This is a genomic window from Gammaproteobacteria bacterium (assembly GCA_030949385.1).
Taxonomy (GTDB): Bacteria; Pseudomonadota; Gammaproteobacteria; order JAUZRS01; family JAUZRS01; genus JAUZRS01.
The window spans coordinates 272,307-284,217 of sequence record JAUZSP010000003.1 but is presented as its reverse complement, the minus strand read 5'-3'; the positions used below and the strand labels follow the sequence as shown (position 1 = coordinate 284,217).

12 protein-coding genes, 2 tRNA genes and 1 pseudogene are annotated in these 11,911 nt (G+C 51.2%); 6 read left to right on the top strand and 9 right to left on the bottom strand.

Annotated features, from left to right (window positions below; all coding sequences use genetic code 11):
* Positions 1–9 precede the first annotated feature (9 nt).
* From Q9O24_05050 to Q9O24_05030, 5 genes are read right to left on the bottom strand one after another with little or no spacing between them, the layout of a single operon-like run.
* On the bottom strand, positions 10–330 hold the full coding sequence (locus Q9O24_05050; protein ID MDQ7074517.1) for a hypothetical protein: 321 nt from the start codon (positions 328–330) through the stop codon (positions 10–12).
* Positions 331–361: 31 nt separating this feature from the next.
* Entirely contained in the window at positions 362–820 is a 459-nt protein-coding gene (locus Q9O24_05045) for a PilX N-terminal domain-containing pilus assembly protein (GenBank protein MDQ7074516.1), read from the bottom strand.
* An 18-nt stretch (positions 821–838) separates the two neighbouring features.
* Entirely contained in the window at positions 839–1,849 is a 1,011-nt protein-coding gene (locus Q9O24_05040; GenBank protein MDQ7074515.1) for a PilW family protein, read from the bottom strand.
* Positions 1,849–2,352 carry a type IV pilus modification protein PilV gene (gene pilV, locus Q9O24_05035; protein MDQ7074514.1) on the bottom strand — a complete coding sequence of 168 codons (504 nt, stop codon included), beginning with the start codon at positions 2,350–2,352 and terminating at the stop codon, positions 1,849–1,851. Before pilV ends, Q9O24_05040 begins: the two co-directional genes overlap by 1 nt.
* Positions 2,343–2,921 carry a GspH/FimT family pseudopilin gene (locus tag Q9O24_05030; GenBank protein ID MDQ7074513.1) on the bottom strand — a complete coding sequence of 193 codons (579 nt, stop codon included), beginning with the start codon at positions 2,919–2,921 and terminating at the stop codon, positions 2,343–2,345. Before Q9O24_05030 ends, pilV begins: the two co-directional genes overlap by 10 nt.
* Positions 2,922–3,920: 999 nt before the next feature.
* Here Q9O24_05030 and Q9O24_05025 point away from each other — a divergent pair.
* Positions 3,921–4,346 (top strand): hypothetical protein, encoded by a 426-nt coding sequence (locus Q9O24_05025; GenBank protein MDQ7074512.1) that lies wholly within the window; start codon positions 3,921–3,923, stop codon positions 4,344–4,346.
* Positions 4,347–4,419: 73 nt separating this feature from the next.
* Here Q9O24_05025 and Q9O24_05020 read toward each other — a convergent pair.
* From Q9O24_05020 to Q9O24_05010, 3 genes are all read right to left on the bottom strand, one after another.
* Positions 4,420–4,495: transfer RNA gene (locus Q9O24_05020), tRNA-Thr, on the bottom strand.
* Positions 4,496–4,561: 66 nt separating this feature from the next.
* A complete protein-coding gene (gene thiO / locus Q9O24_05015) occupies positions 4,562–5,641 on the bottom strand; it encodes a glycine oxidase ThiO (protein MDQ7074511.1) in 1,080 nt (359 codons plus the stop codon).
* Positions 5,642–5,753: 112 nt separating this feature from the next.
* A tRNA-Gly gene (locus Q9O24_05010) sits at positions 5,754–5,827 on the bottom strand.
* 106 nt (positions 5,828–5,933) lie between these two features.
* Between Q9O24_05010 and thiS the strand changes: the two genes are divergently transcribed.
* The 3 genes from thiS to trmB are packed head-to-tail and all read left to right on the top strand — an operon-like array spanning position 5,934 to position 7,661.
* Complete coding sequence (gene thiS, locus Q9O24_05005) at positions 5,934–6,134, top strand: sulfur carrier protein ThiS (protein ID MDQ7074510.1); 201 nt, start codon at positions 5,934–5,936, stop codon at positions 6,132–6,134.
* A gap of 27 nt (positions 6,135–6,161) precedes the next feature.
* Positions 6,162–6,956: a thiazole synthase gene (locus Q9O24_05000; protein MDQ7074509.1), complete on the top strand. Its 795-nt coding sequence runs from the start codon at positions 6,162–6,164 to the stop codon at positions 6,954–6,956.
* 3 nt (positions 6,957–6,959) lie between these two features.
* The gene (gene trmB, locus Q9O24_04995; GenBank protein ID MDQ7074508.1) at positions 6,960–7,661 is read left to right on the top strand and encodes a tRNA (guanosine(46)-N7)-methyltransferase TrmB; all 702 of its coding nucleotides are present in this window, start codon (positions 6,960–6,962) and stop codon (positions 7,659–7,661) included.
* A 139-nt stretch (positions 7,662–7,800) separates the two neighbouring features.
* Here the strand turns inward: trmB and Q9O24_04990 are convergent, their stop codons facing one another.
* On the bottom strand, positions 7,801–8,598 hold the full coding sequence (locus tag Q9O24_04990; protein MDQ7074507.1) for a ceramidase domain-containing protein: 798 nt from the start codon (positions 8,596–8,598) through the stop codon (positions 7,801–7,803).
* An 84-nt stretch (positions 8,599–8,682) separates the two neighbouring features.
* Here Q9O24_04990 and pdxB point away from each other — a divergent pair, with 84 nt between their 5' ends.
* Positions 8,683–9,822, top strand: coding sequence for a 4-phosphoerythronate dehydrogenase PdxB (gene pdxB, locus Q9O24_04985; GenBank protein MDQ7074506.1), 1,140 nt, complete (start codon positions 8,683–8,685; stop codon positions 9,820–9,822).
* 206 nt (positions 9,823–10,028) lie between these two features.
* A pseudogene (gene typA / locus Q9O24_04980) lies at positions 10,029–11,845 on the top strand (translational GTPase TypA).
* Positions 11,846–11,911: the final 66 nt, after the last annotated feature.

Here is an 11,911-nt window from a genome sequence, read left to right as displayed (position 1 = left end):
AGCGCTTAACTACCAAAAAATACGGGTTGCTTTTCGACTTTTCAAGTCATATAAAATCGTTCCAGAACGGCCATTTAAACGGCGTGACTCAGCGACACTCAGCAGACGTTCACCACGGTACATTTTGGTCTCTGCGTTGACGCTAAAACTCTTCACTTTGCACCTATCACATTCTCGCCCACTCACCTGACCACGTCCCTCTTTGGTCAGCAGCAACTCAATGGCCATCGCTTCCACCGCGCCTTCTACAGGTACCAGCGTTGCAAACGAAGGTGATAGAAACAACAAACCCAAACAGAGACAAACCCATTGATAGACTTTTTTATACACGGTGAAGCTCCTTTTTAAGCCAACCCAAAAACTACGACCCTGGCGCCAAGGTATAAACGCCTTGCACCTGTCTTGAAACCGCATTAGAGCCGTTATGACGACCCGTGGCTTGGATCTCAAAATGAATGCAATCAAAACGAAAACTGGTACCAGGACAACCACTGCCCGAAGTTCGCCCCTGATAGGTCACCACCGCATCGGCACTGCTGTCGGCACTGCCAGAACTGAAAACACCTATAAATGTCTCTGGCGCTAAGGGGTCAATATTAGCAGAGTTAAAATTCTCTAAAGCCGGAGCAATCGCCGAGGCCGCCGCTTGAAAGGCCTGATTGCGATTCTGCGTATTCGCCGACATTCTCAACTCCAAGGTGGTCATACGCATATTCGAGACCCCCAACAGAGTTAACACCAACAACATCACCAAACCCACCATCAAGGCAGCACCCTGTTGCTGCTGAGGTAAACGCATTTGAAACAGAGCCTGATTCATGGTTATTAATCCGTTGTATCAATTGCCGCGATTGCGAATTTGAATCACGCTGGAGAGCAGCAAACGCCGGAAGTTATCCACGCCAACAAACGCCAAGGTACGCCCACCTAAATTGAAACTGGCATTGGTATTGATGCTTTGCTCCTCTGTTTGACTGCGCAATAAAACCCATACTTTAACCGCAAAAATATTATTCACCGCCAATGGATCGGCCCAATTAATCGCATTGGCATTCACATACTGATTTACTGACTGATCCAAACCGCTGCACGGCGGCGTTTGGCAGGTCGAAATTCCGAATTGCACCTGAAAATCTTCGACCCCAGGCACCACCACCTGGTCGGTCAAACGAGGTCCTGGAGCCAGCGAAATACGATGCAACGACGGCATACCGTCCCCGACCGCATCGGTAAAATTAGCCACATAATAGGCATGGATTTCCAAACGATGATTTTGATCTGGCGCAAAGGTCGGTGTTGGGTCCGCACCGGCGGTAAACAACTGCGAACGCCCTAACGTACTCTGGGCGTAGGTCATACCCACTTGTAAAGCAGCGTCCGCAACCGCCGTGGCATTGGCGTAGCGCACCACCAAAACATCACTGCCCAAACGGTAACTGGCCGGAATACAACTGCCGCCATAAGGATTGGCATCATTAGAGGCCTCCACCTTACGATCCATATTGATGTACCAAAGCGGCTCACAATCTCCGGCTAACGGCACCAACGGCCCACCGTTCGGTGAACTGTCCAACGCCCGCCCCTGCACACCGCTCAACCAACTGTTTTGCCCAATACTGCCCGCCATGCGCAGATCCTGCCCCAGTAGATGCAGCGCATAACGGCCATCATCCAACAGATGCACCTGCGCCTCACTGCTGTGATAGGCAGTTCGGCTATTAAAAAAGACCGCCATCACCCCCACCAACAACACCAAACCGATGGCCATAGAAAGCATCAGCTCAATCAACGAAACGCCTCGCGATTGCTTAGGAGAGCCTAATGGCCTGTTATTGATTTGATAACTCATTATGGAATTTGCATCTGTGAGGTGTAATTCATATTGGTACCCCGCTCACGCCACGTAATGGTCACCGTCAATAAACGGCTGTTGGCCACGGAAGCGGGGGCCGTTGTCAGACCTCCCTCCACTCCAACAGGAAACAGAGCACCTAAAGTAGTGCGCCAGATAAAAACATCGTTCTGCGCCATCTGCGCTGGGGTACACATCACGGCCAATGCAGCACCCTGTTCACAGTTGTTTTGCTGACCCAAACCCGTACCCAAATTATAATCACCGGCCAACAACGCCACCTGATTGGCGCGTACCGCTTCGACAATCTCTTGGCTTTTAAACACCGCCATGGAACGCAACGTGGCACTGTGCCCCGCACGAATACCTTGCGCTTGCAACCCCGCCACCCCCAACAACCCTACCGATAAAATAAACAGCGCAGCCAGCACTTCAATCATGCTGTTGCCTGCATGAGAGGATCGAGATCGAGTGGTTAATGGCAGATGAGTTATGGACATTGGGCAATCACCTGTCGGTTACGGGTTGAACGAATACGCCCACCGGCAGAGAGCTCCACCCCACGCGCATCGCTTAACCCATTCGGCAACGTGGTCAGACCACGGCTGTCACAGATGCGAAACAGGCCCGATTGCATCGCCCCATTGAGTGCCTGAGAAAAACCAGAACTGATAAAAGAGATATTACCTACCACCCCCGCTGTAGGCACAAACCGTACGGTCATCCCCCCCCCAGGAGAACCGTTATGAACCCGCAAAACCGTTTCACCGGCATCGACCACATCATTGCCATTATCATCGGGGAAAATAATCCAACCGTCTTCCCAGCGAATCGTATTAGTGCAACTCTGTCGATCGCTGCTTTGGCACAGGGTAACCCGACTGCCGCGTGTCACAGCCGAACTGCGCGCCATCTGCAGGCTGGCCACCAGCTCATTGGTAAACGACACCATTCGATTCGAGTTGATCAAATCGTTGAAAGCAGGCACACCTAAACCGGCTAAAATACCAATTACGACCACCGTAACCAGTAATTCGATAAGCGTAAATCCCTGTTTTTTGCATTTCATATCAATGTATATATCACACCAATTATTTATAACGGTCAAAATTGGCTCTAAAAGGCTCTGATTATCTGACAAACGGCTGGGCAATTGAGCATTTCAAAAATAGACACGATTCATTAAGAAATAATCACCACATTTAGGTCAGACAACCTTCTTCTTAAGCGTGAGTAGAATAGCGATATACGGCAGCTACACGGTAAAATTCAGCACAAAAAAGCATCTACATTCAATATTCAATCAGATGGGGTGAAAAAAACACCTAATCAACCCGAATCCTACCCTATCCACGCCCTAAAGCGAACCACAATAAGCAGAGCAATAAGATTAGCATCGGCAGCAAAAACAGACTGAAAAGCCACATTGATCTGCTATTAAGACATCATAGGCAAAAAAAATTGAAAGAGAGTAACCGACATCACACATCACCACGGAAGAAGTAATGCAAAAATAGGACTCATAGTCATACGAAAATAGAAAAGGAGGTAAATTAAAAGCATCCCAGCAGTCCCACTGTAGTAATCGGGACGTTGAAAGGAACGGGTCAACCAACAGACTTAACGTCACCAATATTTCCAGAGGTGACTGTGGGTTTTGCTCTTTGAATAGTCAACTATGGTTAACATATTAAAAGCAGCATCTAATTTAAATGGGGCTGCGCCTGTTAGCCCCGTGGGTGTGAGGTGGCAGGCTCCCGCGTAACCATACTGGCTACCACTGCCAATTTACCCCCACCTTGATGGTGAGGTTTAGAACCGTCGGGGACAGGCACACCTTTAGCCATTGCGGGGAGATTTTGCCCTCACACCTTGAGCGGTAAGCCTATCACCTCACAACTCACCCACGCCACGCCTTTGCATTCCACCAGCAATATGGGGCAATTAGCTTACCCTCATAGCACCCAGCAACAGTTTGGAACAGGCAAAAAATCGGTTACGCTTCCAGTACGCTGAACGGCTCACAGCGGTGGTGCCGGTGGCCAGCGAATAGCAAGGAAAACATGCCATGCCCCATGAAGAGAGGGATTACTGCGACTGGGTTACGTTACCCAATCCACATAACCGTTTAAAACGCTGGCCACAGGTGTGCTTTTGGCAAGCCTTTGTCCTGCTTTCCGGTATCGACTGGACAGGGCAATATTATCGTGATGGTCTGGTTATGTTGGATGTACTGGAAGAATATGGACTATTAACCATCAAGCAAAAACGCTGCTTACAGCGGCAGCTCAGGCAAACAGGCGTTAACGACAGCTCTAATGGCATTATCTGGTGGGCAATGGATTTTCTTGTAGAGGTTTATGGTAATCAACCGCCACCGGTAAACCATTTCTGGTGGTATCACCCCGACTACTGGCAGCCACAACCGTGGGATGATTTTAGAACTTCACTCCAGCAGGAAGCAAAACTACCGGTGCAAGATAAAGCAGAATAAAGAGGGTACTCTACATTGCCTTTACATGGAAAAAGACGACAACAAGCAATAACGCCTAACCCATTGAAAATATTGGTGCCGATAGGGTGAATCGAACACCCGACCTACTGATTACGAATCAGTTGCTCTACCAACTGAGCTATATCGGCCTCACGAAAGGAAGGCGCATTATAAAGCAAACTGACCCAAGATAAAGAGAAAACCTGAACAACACGTCAACCCAGTCGATACGGAGCAGGATCAACCGGAGTCGCCTGCCCTGTCAACAGCGCCGCCAACAGCTCCGCAGAGGCCAAGCCCATCACAATACCGTTACGAAAATGACCTGCGCTCACAAACAGACCCGACACATTCGGATGCTCACCAATCAGTGGCACACCCTCAGCGTGAGCCGGACGCAGCCCCGACCAGTGATGCTCCACCTCGTACCGCGCCAACGCTGGAACCAATTCAGTGGCAAACGCCTTAAGCTCTTGCAAGGCCTCATCGGTGGTGGATTTATCAAACCCCACCTCTTCCAATGTACTGCCCACCACCACTCGACCGTCACGCCGAGGAATCAAATAACGCCGCCCCTGCAGCACAATCCGCCTCACCACCTCCGGCTCGGCTTTAAACAAAATCATCTGCCCGCGCACAGGGCGCACCTCAATCGGCGTACCCAGCTGCGCCAACAACTGCGCCGACCACGCCCCGCTCGCCACCACCACGTTGTCAGCCCTCAGCACTTCCTGCCCAGTACGCACACCCTGCACGACACCTTTTTCAACCTCAATGCCGGTAACGGGCTGCTGCTCCAAAAAGGTCACACCCTGCTGCTGCAAAAACGCCCTCAAGGCCTTTAGCAGACGCGGATTACGTACCTGTCCTACCTGAGGCAACCATGCTGCTTCTGCCTCCAGAACCATCAACGCCGGTTCGATGTTCGCTGCCTGTTGCGCCGACAACCACTCCACCGGTGTATCAAAGCGTTTACTCCACGCCAGAATCTCATCACGTTTGCCTGGCTGCAATACCAATAAACCAGAGTGCTGCCACTGCGGATCAATACCCGTAGCCTGATGCAGTTCTTCAATCAATTTCGGATAGCGTTGCTGACTCCAACAGGCCAGTTCATTCACCGCATCGGGATACGACCACGGATAGAGTGGTGAGAGAATACCGCCACCAGCCCACGACGCTTCACGCCCGACAAAACCGCGCTCCACAATCGTGCAGCGCACGCCTTTTTGCAGCAAAGCATAGGCGCTCAACATACCCGTGACACCCGCGCCGATAATGATGCAGTCGTTCATTTTCACCCCCAAAACAAGGCGCAGAAGGCTACCACAGCCACGAAACGAACAACAAGCGGCTCACTTGAGAGAGATCAATAGAAAGTAGAATCTAAAAGGAAAACGGAGAAAATGGAGCGGGTGAAGGGAATCGAACCCTCGTGATCAGCTTGGGAAGCTGAAGTTCTACCATTAAACTACACCCGCTTTGGGAGCACAGAGGATAAATCCCAGCTCCAACAAAAACAAGCCTAAAAATCCACAAACGCCTTCTATTGGGTTAGAATATCTGCCTTTTGGTGGCACTGAAATGATGAACATTAACCTAAACGGTGAAACACACCGTTGTGATGCCCACATCACAGCCGAGCAGTTAATCGAACAGTTGGGGTTTGCAGGCAAACGCCTCGCCATAGAGATCAACGAAGAGATCCTGCCCCGCAGTCAACACGCCAGCCACACCCTGCAAGAGAACGACAACGTCGAAATCGTCCACGCCATCGGCGGCGGTTAATCCCCCACTCACAGACAAGAAGTGACCATGACCTCAAACACAGACAAAGACCAACTGGTTGTTGGCAGCCGCACCTTCCACTCTCGCCTGCTGGTGGGCAGTGGCAAATACAAAGACTTGGAAGAGACCCGTCTCGCCAGCGAAGCCAGCGGTGCTGATGTGGTCACCGTGGCCATTCGCCGCAGCAACATCGGTCAAAACCCCGATGAACCCAATCTGCTTGATGCCATTCCGCCGGAAAAATACACCATTTTACCCAATACAGCGGGCTGTTTTACCTCCAAAGATGCCATTCGCACCTGTCGTTTAGCACGAGAGCTGTTGGACGGTCACGATCTGGTCAAACTGGAGGTACTGGGCGATCAAAAAACCCTCTACCCCGACATCACCGCCACTCTGGAAGCGGCTGAAGTGCTGGTCAAAGACGGTTTTCAAATCATGGTCTACACCAGCGACGACCCCTTGATTGCCAAACGTCTGGAAGAGATCGGCTGTGTGGCGGTAATGCCACTGGCCGCGCCCATCGGTTCCGGCTTGGGGATTCAAAACAAATACAACATCCTCAACATCATCGAAAACGCCACCGTCCCTATCATCATTGATGCCGGTGTCGGCACCGCCTCCGATGCCGCCGTGGCGATGGAGTTGGGCTGTGACGGCGTATTAATGAACAGTGCTATTTCCGCCGCACAAAACCCCATTCTGATGGCTTCAGCAATGAAACACGCCATCATTGCCGGACGTGAAGCCTTTCTCGCCGGACGGATGCCGCGCAAACGCTACGCCTCCGCCTCCTCGCCCATCGACGGCACCTTCTTTTAAGATATGAGCGAAAGCGAACCAAAACAACAGCCTTATCAACGCACCATTCGCAGCTTTGTGCGTCGCCAAGGCCGCCTTACTCACGGCCAAGAACATGCGCTGGCACGCCATTGGCCGACCTTTGGTATTGAATACCAAAAACAACCATTGGATCTCGGAGCGGTGTTTGGCAACGAAAACCCCGTCACGCTGGAAATCGGTTTTGGCAACGGCAATTCACTGGCAGAGATGGCGGCAGCCGCACCTGAACGCAATTTTCTCGGCATCGAGGTTCACACCCCAGGAGTCGGTCATCTGTTGCAACGCATCGGTGAGCTGGGGCTGAGCAACTTGCGTCTGATGCACCACGATGCCGTCGAGGTGCTCAAGGATCAGTTAAAGGATAATTCCTTAGATCGTTTCCAACTTTTTTTCCCCGATCCGTGGCACAAAAAAAAGCACCAGAAACGACGCATTGTGCAGTCTGACTTTATGGGTTTGATCGCCCGTAAATTAAAGCGCGGCGGCAACGTCCACATGGCCACCGATTGGCAGAACTACGCAGAACAGATGTCGGAAGTCTTAGAAGCGCACCCTCTGTTTGAGAACATTGCTAAAGAGGCTTTGTATGTGCCTCGTCCTGAGGAACGACCACTGACCAAATTTGAACAGCGCGGTCAGCGTTTGGGGCATGGTATTTGGGATCTTCTTTATCGACGAATGTAATAAAACCGATAAGAAATAACCGGCTGGATTTTCAACTCTGTAGGGCATAACAACCACAGGGCATTACGCCATTGCTGAAAAACAGGTGCAATGCCCGTTGGTTATTGCACCCTACTTTCAGCCCCTTATTCCTTCCGTATTACATCGGGTTTTTCCTTCGATAGGCCAACAGTAAAAACAGCACCCCAAGCGCAGCGGCAACATGTTTGAGAGAATGGCCACTGATCACACCCAACAGATCAAAGATAGCCTGATCGAAATACTCGCACAATTTGGCCACCACGTACCAGAACAACAGAACCCAATAACCGGCAAGGTAAACCGATTTTTCACAGCACAAAAGCAGCAGCAGAGGAATCAACACCATCGGTAAAAATTGCACCAAAATATAAAGGCGCAAATCCCCTGCGCCGTTCAACTCGGTGATGTGCCAATACACCACAGAGAAGACACCAAACGCCACCAACAAAATTAAACTGGATTTGGAAAATCGAGTCGAAACAAATTCACTCAATACGATGGAAAACAGCGCCATAAAGGCCACGGTCATGGGCAGTCGATCCCACAACAAGGTGCTGTTGTCTGGCCAAAGGTGATAATAACCCGAACCGATAGCAACCCATGCTACTGCGAAGAAAAACAGCACACCGGCTGTTTTCTGTTCATTCATCAGTTGGATTTTTTTAGAGTGTAGAATCTCATAAAGCCCCATGAGACCAACCAACAGAAAAAGAATATTTGAAAATACATTGTAGAAATTTGAAACACCCAAGAAGGTTCTCTGATCAGCAAACAGATGGTAATGAATCTCTTGTGCCATAGGCGGCAAGCTCCAAATGAAGGCGATGGAAGCCATTGAAACCAGTGTGATCACTAATTTTATTTTTAACATAACGTCCTCTGGTAGCTGCATATCGTGTTGCATGATTTTTTTCATAAACTCCATTCAATAAAAATGCGTAAAGCATTCGCCCCAAACAAGCAGTTGAATCAAGCACTCAATTCACGGTACTGTTTACCCATGAAAATTATAGCCGACGAAAACATCCCCTTTGCTCAAGCCGCTTTCTCCACCTTAGGCGAAGTCACCCTGCTGCCTGGACGCAATCTGAGCGCCGCCGACGTGGCCGATGCCGAGCTGCTGCTGGTGCGCTCCGTGAGCCGCGTCACCCCCAGCCTGCTTCGCGGCTCCAAAATCCGTTTTGTGGCCACCGCCACCATCGGCTTTGACCACATTGACCTCGACTACCTCCAGCAACACAACATCGGCTTCGCCCGTGCGCCAGGCAGCAACGCCATCTCCGCCGCCGAATACATCCTCAGCAGCCTGCTGGTTTTAGCCGAGCGCCAACGCTTCCAACTGCGCGACAAAACCGTCGCCATCATCGGCTGTGGCAACGTCGGTTCACGGGTACTGAAACGGCTGCAAGCCTTGGGTGTCACCTGTCTGGTCAACGACCCACCGCGTCAACAACAAGAACCAAACGGCGATTTTGTCAGCCTAGAGGACGCCCTCACAGCCGACATCATTACCCTACACACCCCCTTGAGCAAAGAGGGCGATTTCCCCACTCACCACCTGCTCAACGCCGAACGTTTGGCACACATTCCCTCAGGAACGACCCTCATCAACGCCGCCCGTGGGGCAGTGGTGGACAACAACGCCCTCTTAAAACGAATGCAGCAACAGAACGACTTGCACCTGATTTGGGACTGCTGGGAAGGCGAACCACAAATCAACACCGAGCTGCTCGACTACGTACAGATCGGCACCCCCCACATCGCCGGTTACAGCCTCGATGGCAAAGTGCGCGGCACCGAGATGATCTATCAAGCCGCTTGCCAATTTTTGGGCGTGGCTCCCAACTGGAGCGCCGAAGATGCCTTGCCCAAGCCCATTGTGAATGGATTTACTCTAACCCCCAGCGGCGATTGGCAAGCGGATCTGAGCGCAACGGTTCTCAGCGCCTACGATGTGCGCCGTGACGACGCCAATATGCGCCTGATCAAAGCCCAGAGCCACGACCAACAGCGACTCTTTTTTGACCAACTGCGCAAGCAGTACCCCGAGCGGCGCGAATTTGCTCAATACCAACTGCAACTGCCTGAGGCTCAAGGCGAATTGGCTGGTTTATTAAAGGCATTGGATTTTCGGGTTTAACACCACCTAAATTCTATTTCCCCGCGCAATTCTGTAGGGCGTAATAACCGCAGGGCATTACGCCATTATAAAAAATAAGCTGCAATGCCCACTGCTTATTGCACCCTACTTTCAAACAGTTAAAGCCGTTCATTATTGAGTCATACCGATCCAACAGAAAGCAGGTATAATCCGCCCCTTTTTTGCTTATTGTGTTGGAGTCTGTTGTGATTGAAAAGCTGCGAAATATCGCCATTATTGCCCATGTTGACCATGGAAAAACCACCTTGGTTGACAAACTGCTGGAGCAATCCGGCGTCTTGGGAGATCGCGCAGCGCCTGCTGAACGAGTCATGGACTCCAACGAGTTGGAAAAAGAGCGTGGCATCACCATCCTCGCAAAAAACACCGCGATCAAATGGAACGAGTACCACATCAACATCGTGGACACCCCCGGACATGCTGACTTCGGTGGCGAAGTGGAACGTGTTCTCTCAATGGTGGATTCGGTTCTACTGTTGGTGGATGCCGTTGACGGCCCCATGCCTCAGACCCGTTTCGTAACCCAAAAAGCCTTCGCTATGGGTTTCAAGCCCATCGTCGTCATCAATAAAATTGACCGCGATGGCGCACGGCCTGACTGGGTGTTGGATCAAACCTTTGATCTGTTTGACAACCTCGGTGCAACCGACGAGCAGCTCGACTTCCCCGTAGTCTACGCTTCCGCCATCAACGGCTACGCAGGCTTAGAAAGCGACGTATGCGACGGTGACATGACCCCGCTCTACGAAACCATCGTGAAGCATGTGCAAGCTCCCGATGTGGATCGTGAAGGCCCTTTCAAATGCAGGTTTCTTCGCTGGATTACGACAGCTACGTCGGTCTGATCGGCATTGGCCGTATCAATCGAGGCCGTGTCAAAACCAACACCCCTCTCAAAGTAGTCAACGACAAAGGCGAAGTGCGCACCGGTCGTATCTTGCAAATTTTAGGCTTCAACGGTCTGGAACGGGTCGAAGTCTCCGAAGCCGTTGCCGGTGACATCATCTGCTTTACCGGTATGGATGAGCTGTACATCTCCGACACTCTGTGTGATCCATTGAACATTGAAGGCATGGTACCGCTGAGCGTGGATGAACCCACCATCAGCATGAACTTCCAAGCCAACACCTCACCTTTCTCGGGTCAAGATGGCAAATACGTCACCAGCCGTAACATCTGGGATCGTTTGCAACAAGAGCTGAAATACAACGTTGCCCTGCGCGTTGAGTCTATTCCCAATTCCGAAAGCTACCGCGTCTCTGGTCGTGGTGAGCTGCACCTCAGTATCTTGATCGAAACCATGCGCCGAGAAGGTTTCGAAATGTCCGTTGGTCGTCCTGAAGTGATTTTGAAAGAAGTCGATGGCCAAACCCAAGAACCCTATGAGCAGCTCACCGTGGACATCGAAGAGCAGCATCAAGGTTCTGTTATCGAACAGCTCGGCATCCGTCGTGGTGAGCTAAAAAACATGCAACCCGATGGCAAAGGTCGCATGCGTTTGGATTACATCATCCCCGCTCGTGGCCTGATCGGCTTCCGTACCGAATTTCTCACCATGACCTCCGGTACCGGTCTGCTCTACAGCGTCTTCGATCACTACGGCCCTTATCAGAAAACCAACGTCGGTCAACGCAGCAATGGCGTGTTGATCTCCAACGGTCAAGGCAAAGCAGCGGGTTATGCCATCTTCAATCTGCAAGGCCGTGGCAGCATGTTCATCGGTCACGGTGAAGAGGTTTACGAAGGCATGTTGGTCGGCGTTCACCCTCGCACCAACGATCTGATCATCAACGTGCTTAAAGGCAAGCAGCTCACCAACGTGCGCGCCTCCGGTACCGATGAAAACATCGTCTTAACACCGCCCATCGTCTACACCTTGGAACAAGCCTTGGAATTCATCAACGACGACGAGCTGGTGGAAGTAACGCCAAACTTTATCCGCATTCGTAAAAAATTGCTGTTGGAAAACGACCGCAAACGCGCCGGTCGTGCTAAGAAATAACCTCTGTTCATCCATCCTGTAGGGGCGGAACATCTTCCGCCCCTACGCCCCCACATTTTTGAGCCG